Source organism: Gordonia sp. NPDC003422, assembly GCF_053588675.1.
In genome coordinates, this window is record NZ_JBSFQL010000035.1 from 34,953 (window position 1) to 53,504 (window position 18,552).

Sequence of the window (18,552 nt, forward strand, 5' to 3'; positions counted from 1 at the left end):
CCATTTCGGTAGTCAGTTCGTTCTCGAAGCACCGCCGACCGCCTTCGGGTGCCGCCGATACGCCGATACCGTCGGGTCGCCGGCGATCCAGTGTCGCCACGGGCGGTCGGCGGCCCGGCGAACCCCCACGCGCGGTCCGGATTCGATGGTGAGCGGACTGCTTTCGATCGCGTCGAACCGAACCGGTCCCGCGCCGGCCAGGTCGGTGTCGAGGTCGGCCATGGTGATTCCGAGCGCCCGCGTCAGGTTGCCGGGTCCGCGCGCCAGGTGTGCCGATGTGCGAGCAGCCGGTCGTCGGGCGAACGCCAGCTCTTCACCCGCGACGACCTCCCCGGCTCGCAGGAGGACGGCCGACGCGCTGCCCTCGGGGCCGTGCACCACGTTGGCGCAGTGGTGGCCGTGGATGCGGTAGACGTAGAGCCGACCGGCGGGGCCGTACATGATTTCCGACCGTGCGGTACGCGTGTAGGCGTGCGACGCCGGGTCGTCCGGACCGGCGTACGCCTCCACCTCGGTGATCCGGAGGGTGACGCCGTGGCCGGTCAGGCGACCGCCCAGCAGTGAGCGCGCGAAGGCGTTGACGCTATTCTCTCTGTCCATGGCCAAGACGAGCAGCTCCATCGAGGTCGACCTGTCACCGGAAGATACCTGGTCGGCGGCGTCGGATCTGTCGCGGTATGACGACTGGCTCGTGCTGCACGACGGTTGGCGCAGCCCGCTCCCGGCAGCCGGTGAGCTCGCCAAGGGCGTCGAGGTGACGTCTGTGGTCAAGGTGAAGGGCACCCGAGTGCGCGTCGACTGGGTGATCGAAGCGTACGAGCCGATCACCAAGGTCCGCCTCAAGGGCAACGGCAAAGGTGGGGTGAAGGCCAAGCTCGAGCTGGGCATCGTTCCCATTTCTGCGGGATCGGCAGTAACCTTCACAGTTGATCTGGGTGGACTGCCACTCATCGGGCCTGCAGGAAAGGCAGCGGCGATGGCGGTGTCGGGGGACTTGCGCAAGTCGCTGGACAATTTCCGTGAGGTTTTCGGCTGATTCATCAGCAGTAGGGGAACGAGGCAAGACATGGGGCGTCACAGCTCCGGCTCCGACCGGCCCGTCAACGGGTCGGGCAGTGCCGATCAATCGAGTTCGAACACAGCGCGAGTTCAGCGCCGCACCACCGGCCAGTCGGCTGGGGGCTCGACGACTGGGGGCTCGACGACACCGTCGGGCCGTGTTCCGTTGGCGACCAAGCCGGTTCCGGCCGACGACGACTTCGGGTTCGAACACCGCGAGGTGTCCTCCTCCGGCGGACGTCGAGGCTGGTGGTGGGCGCTGGCCGCGCTCGTCGTGATTGCGGCGCTGGTCACCGGGTTCATCCTGTGGCGAGCCGGATCATCCGGCTGCGGTGGTGACCGGAAGACGGTGGCGGTGGCGTCCGACGCCGCCATGACCGGCGCGCTGCGCGACATCGCGGCCAAGGCCTCCGCGGATTCCTGTTTCGACTTCGACGTGCAGAGCGCCGCAGGTGCCGACGTTCCGGGCCTGCTCACCCAGGGCGACAAGGCGCCCGACCTGTGGCTGGCCGATTCGCAGGTGCAGGCCCGACGGGTCACCACCCAGGTGCGTCAAGACCTCGACCTGGTGACGCCGTCGATCGCCGTCACGCCGACCGTCGTCGCCGGACGACAGGTGCCTGCGCTGCAGAGCTGGGTCGACGTGATGAAACTGCAGGATCTGCGGACCGGCTCGCCATTGGACACCTCCACCGGCGACGCCCCGATCATCGGCGCGCTCGCCGAGGTCGACTCGGGTGCGTTGACGCAGCAGGAACTGACCGGCGCGATGTCGATCCTGGCGATCCAGCAGAACAACGCCCGTCTCACCAACGACAACGAGGGCACCCGCCTCAATCTGGCGAACACCTCGACCGTGCCCGTGGTCACCACCGAACAGCAGTTCCTGCTGTTCACCCGCACTCACCCGGGTTCCGAACTCAAGGCCGTGGTTCCGGCCGACGGCACCGTCATGCTGGACTACCCGCTGGTGAACACCGCGTCGTCGGCACGGCATGGCGACGCCGCCGACGCCGGCGCAGCGCTTGTCGCGGCGGTGAAGACCGATGACGGGCGCAAGGCGCTGGCGGCTGCCGGCTACCGCGCCCCGGACGGCAGCGGTGCAGCGCAAGGCGGCGTGGGTGAAGACGTGAAGGTTCTCGCCCTGCGCGATCCCGCGGCCGTCGACCGCGCCCTCCGGCAGTGGCAGGTCCTAGGCGTGCCGATCCGCACACTCGTCGTGCAGGACACGTCCGGGTCGATGCAGACCCCCGTCGGCAACACCACACGCGCCGGCCTGCTCATCGACGCGTCGATGACCGGCCTCGACATCTTCCCGCGCAATGCGATGGTCGGCGGCTGGGCGTTCGGGATCAACAAGGGTGGACAGGGTCAGGACTGGGTCGAGCTGGCGTCGATCCGGCGGCTGGATGCTCCCGCGGAGGGCGGCGACCATCGCGACGAACTGGCCGCGGCCGTTCGTCAGGGATTGGCGCCGTCGGCGCTCGGCGGCGGCACGGGTCTCTACGACACCACCTTGGCGGCGTTCAAGAGGGTTCAGTCCACCTACGACCCGAACTACTCCAACAGCGTCATCATCATGACCGACGGCAAGAACGAGGATCCGGACAGCATCAGCCTGAGTGAACTTCTCGCGACGCTGAAGCGGCTCGAAGATCCGGCCCGCCCGGTTCTGATCCTGACGATCGGGATCTCCGAGGACGCCGACACCACCTCGCTCAAGAAGATCGCGCAGGCCACCGGCGGCACCACCTACGTCGCCGAGAACGCGGGCGACATCAAGCAGGTGTTCACCAACGCCATCGCGGCGCGCGTGCAGGCGGCCGGACGATGAGTCGGCGCGGCCTGTCCTTTACCTGAGGATTACCTACTGAAACGTCTGCGGGGGCTGCCTTCCTCGTGTTCGGTGGGCACAATTGTCGTCATGACCGCCACCGCGCCTCGATCGCCCAGCACTGTCCCGACCGCCGGCGCCCGCGGGCAGACGCTGAGACGGACCGGGGAGCCCTCGCCGCAATGGCCGCGGTCGGGATGGTCGCCGCGTGCGGTTCCGACGACGCCGACTCGTCGAGCAGTACCGCGGCCGAATCGACCACCGCAACCTCTGCTGCGGGTTCGACTTCGGCGTCGGGTTCGGGTGAGTACAAGGACGGGACCTACACCGCGACCGGCGAATACACGCGACCCGGTGGTCAGCAGGAGGTCGGGGTGACGGTCACCCTCGCGAACTCCATCATCACCGGCGTCACCATCGACACCAGCTTCGCGAAGGGCCCGTCGGCGGAGTATCAGGGCAAATTCTCGAGCGGCATCAGCGCCGTGGTCGTCGGCAAGAACATCGATGACATCGACGTGCACAAGGTATCCGGCTCGTCGCTGACGTCGGGCGGATTCAACCAGGCGATCGAGAACATCAAGACCCAGGCTCAGGCCTGACCCGGCGCACCTTCGACACGCAGGATCGATGAGCGCGCCGGCCGGTAGTGACTGGGTGTTCGACGCCCTCGGCACCCGCTGGACGATCACCACGCCGGCACCGATGTCCGCATCGGCGCGTGCCGAGGTGGCGGGCGAACTCGACCGCATCGACCGCGTTTGGTCGCGCTTCCGCGCCGACTCGTTGGTCACCGAGATCGCCGCGCGGGCAGGTGATTACCCGATCGCAGAGAGTGATCGGCCACTGATGGACTGGTATCGGCAACTGTACGAACTCACCGCGGGTGCGGTGTCGCCCTTCGTCGGCCAGACCCTCGTCGATGCCGGCTATGACGCCGACTACACGCTACGGCCATCAGAGCGCGTCCGTGCTGCGCCGCCGTGGGAAACCGTGCTCGGTGGTCACGACGGTGTGCTCGACGTCCTGGTCCCCACCGTCATCGATGTGGGCGCTGCGGGCAAGGGTTTCGCCGTGGACCGGGTTGCCGCCATCGTGTCCGAGTCCACAAACGACTACATCGTCGACGGCGGTGGTGACATGTTCATCTCGGCGTTCGACACCCCGCGCCGGGTCGCGCTCTAACATCCCTCCGCCCCGACGAAGGCGATCGGCGTGGTCGAGGTGAGCGGGGCGGCGATCTGTGCGTCGGCGAGCAATCGTCGGACGTGGGCGCAGTGGCATCACATCGTCGATCCGCGTACCGCATCGCCTGCGCGAGAAGTGTTGGCGACGTGGGTGATTGCGCCGACCGCGATGATCGCTGACGGTTTGGCGACCGCCCTGTTCTTCACCCCGGCGGCCGCGCTGCGCACTCGGTTCGACTATTGCCCCGAGGGTTTCCATCACGTGACGGTTCGACGCGGAGGTGGCGTCGAGCACACGGCGGTGCCGGGATTGGAGTTGTTCCTGTGAATCGTATTCTTGGACCCGGTCGATGGGCGTCGCGACGGCTCACTCCGCACCGTGCGGTGCTGCTGGCCCTGCTTCTCCTGGCCGCGGCGGCCTTCGTCGTGTCGGCGCTCGACGCTGACTTCGGCTACGAACCGTCGGACCTGCTGACCTGGATTGTCGTCGCCGTGGTTGTGAGCGGTGCGGTGACGTACTTGTGCGCGTTCATCATTCGCGTTCCGCCCAATTCCGACTCGTGGCTGATCACCGGACTGATCCTGTTCTTCGTGCTGCCCGGTGGCTCGGCGGAGACCGCCGTCGCGACGGTCGCTTTGGGTTCGGCGGCTGCGGCGGTGTCGAAGTACGTGCTGGTTTGGCGGCGTCGGCTCATCATCAATCCTGCTGTGGCGGGGGCGATCACCTGCTACGCCGTCGCCTATGCGGGCGCCGACGACGTGAGCTATCCGTTCTGGTGGGTCGCCGCGAAGCCGTTGCTGATCCCGATGATCGTGATCGGGGCGGTGTTGGTGACGGTGCTGCGGGAGTGGCCGCTGATTGTCGGCTATTTCGTTGGCGCGCTTGGGGCCATCGGCTATGTGCAGCTCGACCAGGGCGGTCAGGATCTCGAGCTGTGGCTGACGTCGAGTCCGATGATCTTCCTGGCGGCGATCATGTTGCCCGAACCGTTGACGTCGCCCGCCACGAGGGTCGCCCGCGTTGTGTACGGCGTGTTGGTCGGCGCAGTTCTGCACTGTCAGCAACTCGTCGAGATCACCGATTCGTACACCCTCGAATTCACGCCGGAGATCGCACTGGGGATCGGTTGTGTGTTCGCCTTCGTCGTGCGGCTGGCCACGCGGTCGGCGCGCCGTGTTCCGCTGACCGATATCCGGGTGGACCCGTTGGCGGAAAACATATTTGGCGTGCAGGGCTCGGTGTCGAGTGGCGCACCGCCCAGCTACGCGCCCGGCCAGTGGGCCAGTGTCAGCGTACCGCGATGGAACCGGCCGCTGTGGCAGAGTTCGCGTCGGGTGTTCTCGTTCGTGTCGGCATCCCGAACCGCGCCCGTCGAGTTCGGCTTCACCGTGGCCGGACCGCCGTCGCCTTTCAAGCAGGACCTCATCGACGGAACTGCCTCGCGAGCCTTCATCGACAATCGCGGTGGCGGATTCGTGCTACGCGATCGGCTGCTCGCACGGTCGCCCGTTGTTCTGGTCGCCGGCGGAATCGGGATCACGCCGTTTGTCTCCATGCTTCGGGCCCGCCTTGATTCGGGTGTTGATCTCTCGAATCTGACTGTGGTGCATATTGTCCGGTCGGATGCGCGTCGGGTGTACACCGACGTTCTCGACGCGGCAGCGGCCGCAGGTGCTCGCGTCGAGGTTGTGGTGTCAGCGGACGGCGGCGTGCCGAAGGGGCTGTTGTCTGCAGGTGCGCACTACTTTGTGTCCGGAGCGCCGACGTTTGTTTCGGACACCTCGTCGTCGATCCGGCGACTGGACCCGTCGACCCGCCTGCGCCCGTGGCGCATTCACACCGACACCTTCGTCGGATACTGAAAGTAGGGGAGGAAGTTTCTTCCCCGGGGTTTGGTGTCTTCCCCTCGAAAATATGCGGGGAGGACACCAAGAGTAGGGGAGGAAGTTCTTCCCCTACTTTCAGGGCGGGCTCTTGTGGCAGCCTGAAAGGCATGGACTTCGAGTACCACTGCGACATCGTGATGCTCGTGGTGTCGCCTCGTCATGCCTATTTCGGCCGACCCAAAGACGGTCCGGCCGACGATGCGCCCACCACGACACCCGACGCCGTGGAGGTGATCGCCGACAAAGGGATCCGCGGCGACCGGTTCTTCGGGGTGCGGGCGCACACCGAGGCTGCCGTGACCTTCCTCGCCATCGAGGCGTGGGAAGCCGCTGCCGGACAGGCGGACCCGATCCTCGCGCGCCGCAACGTCGTCGTCCGAGGCGTCGAACTCGACCCGCTGCGCGGTCGCGAGTTCGCGATCGACACCGGCGACGGACCCATCCGATTCCGCGGCGGCCGGCCGGCGCATCCGTGTGCGTGGATGGACACGATGGCCGGTGAAGGTGTGCGCAAGGCGCTGATCGGACGCGGTGGCCTACGCGCACAACCGCTGTCGTCGGGCACCCTGCACGTCGGGCCCGCACTGTTGCGCTGCGACGTCGAACTCGATGCCACGCGTGCCGCCGATCAAGTGCGACGCGCGCAGCCGATGTGACGGACAGTCAGCCGGCGAGGGCGCGAAGGAAGAAGCCCAGGTTGGCAGGCTTCTCGGCTAGCCGACGGACGAAGTAGCCGTACCATTCCTCGCCGTACGGGATGTACACGCGGACCCGTGCACCCGACTGCACCAGACGGCGCTGTTCGTCGGTCCGGATGCCGTACAGCATCTGGTGTTCCCACGAGTCGGGCTCGCGGCCGAGTTCGCGAGCCAGAACGCCGGCCGCTTCGATGATCACCGGATCGTGGCTGGCCACCATCGGATAACCGTTGCCCTTCATCAGGATTCGCAGACAGCGCAGATAGGCTTCGTCGATCTGACGACGATCGGGGAAAGCGACCGACGCGGGCTCGGCGTAGGCGCCCTTGCACAGCCGGATGCGGGCGCCGGACGCAGCGAACTCGGCGCAGTCGTCCTCGGTACGACGCAGATACGCCTGTAGCACCGTCCCGACCTCGGGGAAGTCGCCGCGGAGCGACCGCACGATCGACAGTCGTTCGTCCACGGTCGTGTGGTCCTCGGCATCAACCGTGACGAGTACTCCCGCCGCACGGGCCGCGGATGCGATGCGCCGAGCATTGGCCTCCGCGATCTTGGCACCATGCTCGGGGAGTGACTGCCCGAGTGCCGTCAGCTTGAGCGACACCTCAAGCTGACCCGAAGCAGTCGCACCCAACCCCGACATCGCCTCCAGTAGCGACAAATACGCGGTGACCGTCGCGTCGGCCTGGGCCTCGACCACGGTGTCCTCACCGAGGAAGTCGATCGTCACCGAGAGTCCGTCGTCGAACTCGGCTCGAATGGCGGCGAGGACGTCGACCTCGCGCTCGCCGGGGACAAATCGGCGCACGACGCGCTCGGTGACCGCGAGGCGCTGTGACGTCTCCTTGATGCGGTCGCTCTTGGCGGCGGCGGTGATGGCCGGCCGGAGTACCGAATCGAAAACCTTGCTCACAACCGTTCCCCCTTCACTCTGCGTTCATGTGCGGATAGCCGGAAACCGTCGGTGGCACAAAGGTTTCCTTGATGGTCCGGGTCGATGTCCAACGCATCAGGTTCGCCTTCGACCCCGCCTTGTCGTTGGTGCCCGACGCGCGCGCACCGCCGAACGGCTGTTGGCCGACGACAGCGCCGGTGGGCTTGTCGTTGATGTAGAAGTTGCCCGCGGCGTTGCGAAGACGGTCGGCGGCCGTGGCCACCGCGCCGACATCGCCGGCGATGATCGAGCCGGTGAGGGCGTAGCGGGCGGTCGAATCCACTTGTGACAGGGTCGATTCGAACTGTGGATCGTCGTAGACGTGCACCGAGAGGATCGGCCCGAAGTACTCGGTGGAGAACGCCTCATCGGTCGGGTCGTCGGAGAGCAGCACCGTGGGTCGCACGAAGAAGCCTTCCGAATCGTCGCATTCACCGCCGACCGCCACCGTCAGCGATGGCGTCGACTTGGCCCGGTCGATCGCGGCGACCTGCTTGTCGAATGCGCGCCGGTCGATCAACGCGCCACCGAAGTTGGTGAGGTCGCGAACGTCGCCGTAAGTGAGTTCGGCTGCCTCGGAGAGGAAGTCGTCGCCCATGCGGTCCCACACCGAGCGTGCGATGTAGGCGCGCGAGGCGGCCGAACACTTCTGGCCCTGGTACTCGAACGCTCCGCGGATGAGAGCGGTGCGCAACACGTCGGGGTCGGCCGACGCATGTGCCACGATGAAGTCCTTGCCGCCGGTCTCGCCGACGATTCGCGGATAGTTGCGATAGCGGTCGATGTTGGTGCCGACCTCGCGCCACAGATGCTGGAAGGTTGCGGTCGAACCGGTGAAGTGGATGCCGGCCAGGTTCTCGTCGGCGAGTGCGACGTCGGAGACCGCGCGGCCGTCGCCGTTGACAAGATTGATCACGCCGGCGGGTAGCCCGGCCGCCTCGAGCAGCTTCATGGTGAGGTGGGCTGAATATGCCTGCGTCGGTGATGGTTTCCACACCACGGTGTTGCCCATCAGCATCGGCGCCGTGGGCAGGTTGCCGGCGATGGCAGTGAAGTTGAACGGCGTGATCGCGTAGACGAAACCGTCGAGCGGACGGTGGTCGAGCCGGTTCCAGACACCAGGAGAGGAGATGGGTTGCTCGGCCAGGATCTCTCGGGCGAAGGCGACGTTGAAGCGCCAGAAGTCGATCAGCTCGCACGGCGCGTCGATCTCGGCCTGCTGCACCGTCTTTGACTGGCCGAGCATGGTCGCCGCGGCGATTCGCTCGCGCCACGGCCCGGACAGCAGATCGGCCGCACGCAGCAGCACGGCGGCGCGGTCGTCGAAGGAGGTGTGCGCCCAATCGGCGGCGGCAGCGCGGGCGGCGTCGACAGCTGCCCGGGCGTCGTCGTGGGTGGCGTTGGTGATGGTGCCCAGCACCTCGCGGTGAGCGTGCGGCGCTACGACGTAGATGGGTTCGCCGTCGCCGACATGTGCGGCGCCGGCGATGACGTGCGGCAGTTCGCGCGGTTCGGCCGACGACTGTGCCGCGAGTTCCTCGGTGATGCGGCGTCGTTCCGGGGTGCCCGGTGCGTAGGTGTGAACCGGCTCGTTGGCCGGTCGTGGTGGCGTGGTGATGGCATCCATACGCCAAGTTCACCCGGAGCAAGGCACTCCCGAGTATGTCTGATTGCAAAAGATAGAGGCGTAGTGTTTGTCCATATGGACAACACGCGCGGTCTGCCACTGGGGCGATTGCTGCTGGCCCTCGACCGCACGGTCGTCACTCTGGTCACCGCTCCGCGAGGGCTGGACGAGTCGGTGTCGTCGCTGGCCATGATCGACATCGACGACATCCACTACGGGTTGGGCCGCGCGGCGCGTGGTGCCGATCTGTATCTGCTGGTCGGGCTCGACGACGAGACGACCCGCAGGCTGCTGGCCGGTCTGGGCGGGCATCGTCCGGTCGCGGTGATGTCGAAATCGCCGTCGGAGGAGGTGGTGGCGCTCGCCGACCGACTCGGGATCGCGGTGATCTCCGTCGATCCGCACGCCCGCTGGGAGCGGCTCTACAACCTCGTCGTCCGGGTGCTCGACGGTGTTCGCGTCCTCGACGACGACGGCGGTGAGTCGATGCGGGCGGGCAACACCGGGGATCTGTTCGAACTCGCGGGCGAGGTGGCACGCCGGACGGGCGGACTCGTCAGCATCGAGGACGAAGGATCGCACGTACTCGCCTACAGCACCGCGGGCGACGAGGCCGACGAACTGCGCCGACTGTCGATCCTCGGCCGGGAGGGGCCGCCGGAGATGCTGGCGTGGCTCCGGCAGTGGGGCGTCATGGACGCCTTGCGCACGTCGTCGGACGTCGTGGTCGTCGACGAGCGTGCAGATCTCGCGTTGCGCCGCAGGTTGGCGGTCGCGATCCGCACACCGAGCGGTGGCGAGCAACTGGGCGCGTTCCTGGGTGTGGTGTGGCTTCAGGAGGGTGCGACACCGCTCGCCGACGATGCGTCACAGGTGTTGGTGGGAGCGGCAGCGGTGGCGGCCCGGGTGATCGCGCGGCGCCGCGCCGCCGGCAGCGACCACGACGACCTCGTGCGGCGACTCGTCGGCAGCCGCGGCGAGGTCATCGACGCCGGACATCTGGGCGCCCAGTTGGGTATCGATCCCGCGAGCCCGGTGTCGGTGGTCGCCTTCGGTGTTGCCGAGGGCGAACCGGCTGCCCTGGACTCCGTCACCGGCCACGTGTCGGCATTGATGTTGCACGCCAGCGCATTCAGTCCGCTGTCGGTCACCACGCTGGTCGGCCCACGGGCGTACGTGGTTCTCCCAGGTGTGAGCGCCGATGCCGCGATGTCGTGGGCCCGAGCCGCGGTGGACGCGACGCATCGTCAGTTCGGTGTTCGGGTCCGGGCGGTGATCGCCGGACCCGCAGACGGTTTGGCGGAGGTGCCCGCGTTGCGGACACACGCCGACCAGGTGCTCGACGCCGCCGAGCGCGAAGGGGAACTCATCGACGACGTCACCACCGTCGAACGTTCGCGTACCGGCGTGCTGCTGGGAGAGATCGTCGGAATGCTCTCGGAGAACCCGGATCTCGTCGACCCTCGGGTGACGTCACTTGCTGCCCTGGACGACGAGTCGGGCAGCGAGTTCACGCCATCGCTGCGCGCCTACCTCGACCACTTCGGCGATGTCCGCACCGCCGCAAGCGATCTGCATGTGCACCCGAACACGTTGCGTTACCGCATTCGCCGTATCCAGGAACTGACCGGCATGGACCTCGACGACCCGGCCACCCGGCTCGTCGTGGCGTTGTCGTTGCGAGTGAGCTGACACACGAAGAGTACTGCCGCCGGCCTCCTGACCTGCGGAAATGCGCAAGCGTCGTGGCCGAAAAACCTAGGGGAAGAGTCTCTTCCCCGGGGTTCGAAGTCGTCCCCTAGGAAATTCTGGGGGAGGACTCCAAGGCTAGGGGACGAGTTTTCTCCCCCTAGTTTCTTGGGCGGAAGACGGTGCTTTCTGTGCTCGACGACGATGTTCCCGAGTCCGAGGACTGCGCTGCGACAGGGACCTCGTGTCTGGTCAGAAACCCGAGGCGCACCAGCGGTTTCTGGCCAGACCTGCGGTTTCTGGCGAGAGGGCTGTTACTGCAGCGAAGCCACGCTCTTCCCGCGTCCATGTTCGCCGACGGGGTCGGCACATGGGTCGCTGACACGAAAGTGCCCGCCGGACACCAGGTCCGACGGGCACTGTCGTCAGTTGCGCGACGATCAGAGGATCGTGAGCATCTCGTTGTAGGTCGGCAGCGGCCAGAGGTCGTCGGCCACAATGGCTTCCAACTTGTCGGCAACCTCGCGTACAGCGGTCATCGCCGGGATCAGGTTGTCCAGCGCGTACTTGGACTCCTCGTACTCGTCCTCGCCGTGCATGCCGGCGATGCCCTCGTCGAGCACCACCATGGCCTTCTGCAGATCGCCGATGAGTGCGGTGATCTCCGTCAGCAGCGGGGTCTCGACAGCGATCTCGGCTGCCTTCAGCGACGCCGCGACTGCGGCCAGCTCACCCTGGTAGCGGATGGCGGCCGGGATGATCATCGTCTTGGCGATCTCCGCGGTCTCCTTGGCCTCCACCAGGATGGTCAGGGCGTAGTACTCGAAGATGACGTCCTCGCGTGCCTTGAGCTCACGCGCGGACAGCACGCCGTACTTCTCGAAGATCTCGATCGCCTCGGGTGAGGTGTACTCGGTGACCGCGTCGACGGTGGTGCGCAGGTTCTTCAGGCCACGTGCGGCGGCCTCTTCCTGCCATTCGTCGGAGTAGCCGTTGCCGTTGAAGATCACCGCGCCGTGCTCGTTGATGATCTCCTGCAGCACCTTCTGCACCGCGTCGGCCAGTTCCATGCCGCCCTCGATCAGGCCCTCGAGTTCACCGGAGATGTAGTCGATGGAGTCGGCGAGGATCGTGTTGATCGCGACCATCGGGTCGGAGATCGACTGGTTCGATCCGGGGGCGCGGTACTCGAATCGGTTGCCGGTGAAGGCGAACGGGCTGGTGCGGTTGCGGTCGCCCGGATCGGCCTTGAGCGGTGGGAGGGTGTCGACGCCGAGCTCGATGACGCCGGCCGACTTGGAGCCGGTGGCCCCGCCCTTGGCGATCTGCTCGAAGACGTCCATCAGCTGCTCGCCGAGGAAGATCGAGATGATGGCCGGCGGAGCCTCGTTGGCTCCGAGGCGGTGGTCGTTGGAGGCCGACGCGACAGCCGCGCGCAGCAACCCGCCGTACTTGTGCACGGACCGGATGATGGCACCGCAGAAGGTGAGGAACTGCATGTTCTCGTGCGGGGTGTCGCCGGGGTTGAGCAGGTTGCCCTGGTTGCTGTTGCCCAGCGAGAAGTTGACGTGCTTGCCCGATCCGTTGACGCCCGCGAACGGCTTCTCGTGCAGCAGGCACTTCATGCCGTACTTCTCGGCGACGGCCTTCATGATGGTCATCATCAGCTGCTGATGATCGTGGGCGAGGACCGACCGCTCGAACACCGGGGCGAGCTCGAACTGGCCCGGTGCGACCTCGTTGTGGCGGGTCTTGGACGGGATGCCCTGCTTGAACAGTTCACGATCGAGTTCGATCATGAAGGCCAGCACGCGCTCCGGGATGGCGCCGAAGTAGTGGTCGTCGAACTCCTGGCCCTTGGACGGCTTGGCGCCGAACAGGGTGCGATTGGTGGTCATGATGTCGGGACGGGCGTAGTAGAAGTGCTCGTCGATAAGGAAGTACTCCTGCTCGGCGCCCGCGTAAGAGACCACGGTGTCGACGTCGGCGTGACCGAACAGCTTGAGCAGGCGCATTGCCTGCTTGCTCATCGCCTGCTGGCTGCGCAGCAGCGGGGTCTTCTTGTCCAGTGCCTCACCGGTCCACGAGATGAAGATGGTCGGGATGCACAGCGTGTTGCCGTTGGGGTTCTCCAGGATGTAGGCCGGGCTGGTGACGTCCCAGCCGGTGTAGCCGCGGGCCTCGAAGGTGCCGCGCAGGCCGCCGTTGGGGAAGCTCGACGCATCCGGCTCACCCTGCAGCAGCGTCTTTCCGGCGAATTCGGCCAGCGACGCACCCGAGGAGTCGGGCTCCAGGAACGAGTCGTGCTTCTCCGCGGTGAAACCGGTCAACGGGTAGAAAACGTGCGCGTAGTGGGTGGCGCCCTTCTCGATGGCCCAGTCCTTCATCGCGACCGCGACGTAGTCGGCGAGGGTCGGATCCATGGGTGCACCGGTGTCGATGGTTGCCGCGACGGCCTTGAAGACGTGCTTGGGCAGACGCTTCTTCATCACGGACAGGCTGAAGACATTGCGGCCGAAGGTGTCCGCCAACGGCTCTGGGAAACCGTCGGTCTCCACTTCGTACGTTGTGACGGCCTTGATGGCCTGACGTCGGGACATGCTGCCACTCATGGTTACTCCTGAGAACCGGTCGTCGTTTGCCGCCCACGGGTGGGTGCGTGCACGACGATGTCGCTGGGGGTGTCGCAGTTTGCGAGCGACTCGACGCTATGAGCGCGGTGTATGCGGGTCGTTTCCCCTGTGTGACGCGCAGGAAAACACAGTCGTGAACCCGAACTTCGACATCAGTCGTGTGCAGTGATGGTGAGTGCGGCGATCACGATGCCCACGACGATGCCGATCAGCGTGTCCAGGACGCGATCGACGGCGGCCACAGGGGAGAGGCCTGCGCTCAACGCGGTGAGCAACAGGGCCATCGGCGTGACGACACTCGACGCGATCGTGTAGTTCACCGGTGCGGTGATCTCGGCGATGACCTGGAAGATCACGATCGCGATGACCGCGCCCCAGTATCCGAGAGGCACTGCGAGCAGCGCGGCGGCGATGGCTGCGCCGGCGACGTTGCCGAGCAGGCGAGACAGTCCGCGGGTCACCGTGACGTGGTACGAGAGTCCCTGCAGCGCGGCGACGGCACCCATCGCGGCCCACATCGGGTGCGACAGCCCGGCGGCAGCTGCGGCGGTCGCACTCGCGGCCGCTGCCAGCATCGTCCGGGTGGCATTGACGACGATCGGTGTGTTGGTCACGCGGGCCAACGACCGCCAGATGGACTCGTAATGCGGGTCTGGCTCGTCGGTGTCGAGGTTGCGTCGTGGGTGCCGAACACGCTGCCACAGCCACGGCGCCAGGGACGCGACGATCCCGATCACGGCGCCGGCGGCCGTCGCTCCGACCGCTCGGATCAGCCCGGATGCGTCGTCGACTGCTCCGGCTGCCGCGGTTGCCGCGAAGACGAACACGACCGCGCCGGGCCCGGCGATCCGGACCGACGCGATGAACGCCGCAGCGGCTCCGGCCAGCGAGGCGATGACCACGATCTCGGTCACCAGCGCACCGCCGCTGAGCCCGACCACCCCGCCGATCACCGTCGCGGCGGTCATGCCCACGCCGAGCGCAAGGAGTCGCACCGATCGCACCCGATACGGATCCGGTCGGCAGAATGCCGAGACCAGCGCGCCAAGGGCGGCGAATCCGGCGATGTCGTGGAGTCCGAGGACGCCGCCGACCACGAGGACCGCGCCGACCGCGACGCCGACGCGGGCCGGGACCGCCCACGACGCCTTGCTCAGGTCCAGCGAGAACGCGTCACGCCACGTTCGTGGCCGGATGGGGTGAGCAAGTGCGTCGACACGGGTACGGATGGTCGTCGGCATGCGGTTACTTTATCACTATTTTACTAGTAAAATAAATGGCATGGCCCCCTCCGACCTCGTCGACCGCATCCAGCAGGAATGGGCGCGCGCCTATCCCGACCTCGACGTCGCACCCGTGGGCGTCCTCGGCCGCGTGCAACGGCTCGCCGCAGTCACCACGCATCGGTTCGACCGCAACCTCGACCGTCACGGCATCACGCGCTCCGAGTACGACGTCTTGGGGGCGCTCGCCCGCGCCGATGGTCCGATCCGGGCGAGCGAGGTGGTGTCCACGACCATGCTCAGCGGTGCGTCGATCACCAAGCTGACCGACAGTCTCGCGAAGCGAGAGTTGCTCGTGCGGAGACGATCGGAACGCGACGGTCGGGTGGTACTGCTGGAACTCACCGACGCCGGCCGTGCACTCGTCGACGTCGAGTTGCCGCGACGGCTCGACGACGACGAGCAGGTTCTCGCGGCACTGACGCCGGCCGAGCGGGAAACACTCGCCGGCCTGCTGCGTCGGGTGTTGAGTTCGTTGGGGGAGTGAACTACTGCAGCGTCCCGTCGTCGCCCATGACGGCACCTTCGCGACGAGGATCGGCACCACCGATCCAGCCGCTCTCGTGGCGGCGGAGCGCGCTCAGTCCGCTGGATTGGTCGGCGACCGAGACCTGTTCGCCTCGCTCCCGGAGTCCTTGCGCGAGTGGATCGTTCGCGCCGTCGTCGGCGGTGTCCACCAGCGGATGCTCACCACCCACATTCGACACGGGCGTATTGGCCGATCCGAAGTCGATCATCGACACCGCCTGCTGCGGGTCGAGTCCCCAGTCGAGCATCGCGACCAGGGTCTTGATCACGAACTGGATGATCACCGACCCGCCGGGCGAGCCGAGAGCGGCCAGCAGGGTCGCCGGTGCGCCGTTGGTGCCGGGTGTCAGGACCAGAGTCGGCGCCATCGACGAGCGTGGGCGTTTGCCGGGTGAGACGCGGTTGGCCACCAGGTTGCCGTCGTCGTCGCGGGGGTCGGCGGAGAAATCCGTCAGCTGATTGTTCAGCACGAAGCCGTCGACCATGTGGAAGCTGCCGAAGGCCGACTCGACGGTCGTGGTCATACTCGCGACGTTGCCGTACCGGTCGGCGACGGTGATGTGACTGGTGCCGTGCTCCGGCCCGGGATACGTGCCCACCGGCACCGGTCCGAGATTCCCGGCGGGCGCCTCGCCCAGCGAGCGGTCGGGGGAGATCAGCGTGGCTCGCTTCTTGAGATATGCGGGGTCGAGGATGGTCGCCACGCCCCGGCCGGGCAGAGGAACGAAATCCGGATCGGCGACGTATTTGTTGCGATCGGCGTAGGCCAGACGCTCTGCTTCGTTGATGAGGTGCACGGCTGCCGGATCGGGTCGTCCGCCATCGCGGTCGAGGTCGGTCGGCTTCATCGACGGCAGGTCGAAGTTCGACAGGATGCCCAGAGCCGAGGCGACCGCGATGCCGCCCGACGACGGACCGGGCATCCCGACGACCTGATGTCCGCGGTAGTCCATGGTGATCGGGGTGCGTTGGATCGCACGGTAATTCGTGAGATCCTGCGCGGTCATGAGGCTCGGCGTCATGCCGTTCGCCGTGCTCGTCGCCTTTGCCACGATCGCGGCCGCGATCGGTCCGGCATACAGCGCGCCGGCGCCGTCGGTGGCGAGCGCGCCGAGGGTCTTGGCGTACGCGGGGTTCGTCAGCCGGGTGCCCGTCACCTTCGGCGAGCCATCGGGATTCAAGAAATAGGCGCGGGCATCGGGGTCGGCGGACAGATCGCCTGCCGCGGCGGCGATGGCGGCGGCGAGGCGGGGACTGATGTCGAAACCGTTGTCGGCGAGCATGATCGCCGGGTCGAAGAGCGAACGCCAGTCCTGTTGCCCGTACGCGCCGTGCAGCATCTCGAGCATCCGCATCGCGCCGGGAATGCCGATGGATCGGCCCGACGCCCGCGCACTCGGTTTCGGTTCGGTCCGATCGGTTGCGCTGACGTAGCGCAGATAGTCCTCGGTGGCCGCGGCCGGCGCCGTTTCGCGGCCGTCGTACGCGTGCACCGTTCCGCTCTTCGCGTCGTAGTACAGCGCGAACGCGCCGCCCCCGATACCCGACGACTGAGGTTCCACGAGACCCAGGACGAGCTGTGCGACGACGAGCGCGTCGACGGCCGTCCCGCCGTCGCGGAGCACTTCGCAGGCGGCCTTGGTGGCGAGCGGATTGGCGGTCGCCGCGGCAAAGGTGCGGGTGGTCACCGGTCGCATCCCGGTCCGGTAGCCGGTGGCCACCTCGGGATTGGTCGAGATGTCGGTGGAGGCGTTCGAGGTCGGCGACGCCGCGATGTGCTCGCCGTTGGGGATCTCCGTGCAGGTCACCGGCGCCGCCGTGTCCGAGTCGTCGCCACAGGCGCTCAGCGCCATGGCCGCGAGGACGATGGCGCCGGCGACGGCGACCAGTCGGAGTCGAAGACGGCCGCGGGGGCGTCTCATAGGGGCCAGATTAGACGGACACTTCGGAGACGGGGCGCTTTGCGATCGTGTAGTGCCGATCACATAGGGTCGGACGTCGAGGCCGGTGGAGGGCCGGTCCGCATTGTCGTTCGTCCGGAGGGAGCCCCGCTGTGGGAGTGGTACGGCATGAAGCATTGATCGACGGTCCGCGCGACCAGATCTTCACCTACGTCAACGGGTACGAGAACGTCCCCGAGTACATGTTCGGCGTGCAGCGGTTCGAGCCGACATCGGACATTAAGTCGGGCCTCGGCTCGGTCTTCGACGTGACCATCGACGTCGGCCCCAAGAAGCTGAAGTCGACCGTCGAATGCATGGAGTGGGTGGAGAACGAGCTCATCGTCCTCAAGGCGATCGAGGGTTTCAAGGCCGACACGACGTGGAAGTTCGCCGACAAGGACGGCGGCACACAGGTCTTGGTCGAATTCGGTTACACGCTTCCGGGTGGACTGGCCGGCCGTGCGCTCGGCGCCACCATCGGACCGTTCGCGTCGCAGGGTGTGCGATACACCGACTCCAAGATCAAAGCCCATCTCGCTCAGGCAGATTGAGCACGGAGGGTCGGGGCCGGCGGCCAGGATCGGGCCCCTGACGGTGGTCGTCCGGGTATGTCCCGGAAGCGGACGCTCTCGGGCCCGATCTCAGTCACCGATTGTCGGCCATCGCGTTCTACCGAACGCGATGCCAGGAACACGCGCCCACAAAAAGCAGGGGAGGAAACTTCTTCCCCGGCCCTTGGTGTCTTCCTCCAGAAAATTCTCGCGGACGACTACGAACCCCGGGGAAGAACTTCTTCCCCTAGATTTTTCGGGCACGACGGTATCGTGTTTCTGCAGCTCAGGAGGCCGAAGGCAGTACTCTTCGAGTCAGCGTCCCTCCGTCGGCGTTGCCGACGATCTTGGACGTGGGAAGAACGTGGCCGCCCACGCGGCCCGGAGGCTCCGCGCGGCCGGCACCCGCGACAACAGGAGCCGAATTGGAGAACGCGAGTGCTGCAGCACTCGCGTTCTCCAACTCAACTCGAGTTCTCGCAGGACGACGCGAGAGGTGGCCATACCGAAGCCGCGCCCGACCTGGGCGGTGATGTGCCATGGGTGGCCTCAGGCCACACCCTGTGCCGAATCGGGTCAACCGTGTGCTGCAGCACACAGATTCGGCTCTTCTGTCATGGATGTGGGTGGGTGTGGGTGTGGTATGGGAGTTCGAGGGTGACCGGTCCGCAGGCGAGCAGGATCATGGCGAGTGCG

Annotated in this window: 13 protein-coding genes and 2 pseudogenes; 9 read left to right on the top strand and 6 right to left on the bottom strand. The window is 66.8% G+C overall.

Annotated elements, in window-relative coordinates:
* Positions 1–12 precede the first annotated feature (12 nt).
* Complete coding sequence (locus ACWDTF_RS22580) at positions 13–621, bottom strand: DNA-3-methyladenine glycosylase (protein WP_355279184.1); 609 nt, start codon at positions 619–621, stop codon at positions 13–15.
* On the opposite strand from ACWDTF_RS22580, the gene ACWDTF_RS22585 reads away from it, so the two are divergent.
* The 6 genes and pseudogenes from ACWDTF_RS22585 (at position 599) to ACWDTF_RS22610 (ending at position 6,623) form a co-directional block, all read left to right on the top strand.
* Positions 599–1,036, top strand: a complete 438-nt coding sequence (locus ACWDTF_RS22585) for a type II toxin-antitoxin system Rv0910 family toxin (protein ID WP_240857643.1) — start codon at positions 599–601, stop codon at positions 1,034–1,036. The two genes, ACWDTF_RS22580 and ACWDTF_RS22585, sit on opposite strands and share 23 nt — an antisense overlap.
* A 30-nt stretch (positions 1,037–1,066) precedes the next feature.
* Positions 1,067–2,893 (top strand): substrate-binding domain-containing protein, encoded by a 1,827-nt coding sequence (locus ACWDTF_RS22590; RefSeq protein ID WP_355279189.1) that lies wholly within the window; start codon positions 1,067–1,069, stop codon positions 2,891–2,893.
* 90 nt (positions 2,894–2,983) lie between these two features.
* Positions 2,984–3,495: pseudogene (locus ACWDTF_RS22595) on the top strand (FMN-binding protein).
* 28 nt (positions 3,496–3,523) lie between these two features.
* Positions 3,524–4,408 (top strand): annotated as a pseudogene (locus ACWDTF_RS22600) (FAD:protein FMN transferase).
* Positions 4,405–5,943 carry an oxidoreductase gene (locus ACWDTF_RS22605; protein ID WP_449755099.1) on the top strand — a complete coding sequence of 513 codons (1,539 nt, stop codon included), beginning with the start codon at positions 4,405–4,407 and terminating at the stop codon, positions 5,941–5,943. The pseudogene ACWDTF_RS22600 and the gene ACWDTF_RS22605 overlap by 4 nt, the downstream one beginning before the upstream one ends.
* Positions 5,944–6,074: 131 nt before the next feature.
* Entirely contained in the window at positions 6,075–6,623 is a 549-nt protein-coding gene (locus ACWDTF_RS22610) for a molybdenum cofactor biosysynthesis protein (RefSeq protein WP_240857639.1), read from the top strand.
* A gap of 7 nt (positions 6,624–6,630) precedes the next feature.
* Here the strand turns inward: ACWDTF_RS22610 and ACWDTF_RS22615 are convergent, their stop codons facing one another.
* Together ACWDTF_RS22615 and pruA are read right to left on the bottom strand one after the other, a co-directional pair.
* Positions 6,631–7,581, bottom strand: coding sequence for a proline dehydrogenase family protein (locus ACWDTF_RS22615; protein ID WP_433258307.1), 951 nt, complete (start codon positions 7,579–7,581; stop codon positions 6,631–6,633).
* A gap of 13 nt (positions 7,582–7,594) precedes the next feature.
* Positions 7,595–9,229 carry an L-glutamate gamma-semialdehyde dehydrogenase gene (gene pruA, locus ACWDTF_RS22620; RefSeq protein ID WP_433258309.1) on the bottom strand — a complete coding sequence of 545 codons (1,635 nt, stop codon included), beginning with the start codon at positions 9,227–9,229 and terminating at the stop codon, positions 7,595–7,597.
* A gap of 75 nt (positions 9,230–9,304) precedes the next feature.
* Between pruA and ACWDTF_RS22625 the strand changes: the two genes are divergently transcribed.
* Positions 9,305–10,921: a PucR family transcriptional regulator gene (locus ACWDTF_RS22625; protein ID WP_355279201.1), complete on the top strand. Its 1,617-nt coding sequence runs from the start codon at positions 9,305–9,307 to the stop codon at positions 10,919–10,921.
* Between the two features lie 437 nt (positions 10,922–11,358).
* Here ACWDTF_RS22625 and ACWDTF_RS22630 read toward each other — a convergent pair whose 3' ends face one another.
* Entirely contained in the window at positions 11,359–13,530 is a 2,172-nt protein-coding gene (locus tag ACWDTF_RS22630) for a glutamine synthetase III family protein (RefSeq protein ID WP_240857635.1), read from the bottom strand.
* A gap of 173 nt (positions 13,531–13,703) precedes the next feature.
* Complete coding sequence (locus ACWDTF_RS22635; RefSeq protein ID WP_449755100.1) at positions 13,704–14,792, bottom strand: FUSC family protein; 1,089 nt, start codon at positions 14,790–14,792, stop codon at positions 13,704–13,706.
* A 40-nt stretch (positions 14,793–14,832) separates the two neighbouring features.
* On the opposite strand from ACWDTF_RS22635, the gene ACWDTF_RS22640 reads away from it, so the two are divergent.
* Positions 14,833–15,321, top strand: coding sequence for a MarR family winged helix-turn-helix transcriptional regulator (locus ACWDTF_RS22640; protein ID WP_240857633.1), 489 nt, complete (start codon positions 14,833–14,835; stop codon positions 15,319–15,321).
* Between the two features lies 1 nt (position 15,322).
* Here ACWDTF_RS22640 and ACWDTF_RS22645 read toward each other — a convergent pair whose 3' ends face one another.
* The gene (locus tag ACWDTF_RS22645) at positions 15,323–17,284 is read right to left on the bottom strand and encodes a gamma-glutamyltransferase family protein (RefSeq protein ID WP_449755101.1); all 1,962 of its coding nucleotides are present in this window, start codon (positions 17,282–17,284) and stop codon (positions 15,323–15,325) included.
* Between the two features lie 131 nt (positions 17,285–17,415).
* On the opposite strand from ACWDTF_RS22645, the gene ACWDTF_RS22650 reads away from it, so the two are divergent.
* Positions 17,416–17,856, top strand: a complete 441-nt coding sequence (locus ACWDTF_RS22650; RefSeq protein WP_449755102.1) for an SRPBCC family protein — start codon at positions 17,416–17,418, stop codon at positions 17,854–17,856.
* The last annotated feature ends 696 nt before the right edge of the window (positions 17,857–18,552 follow it).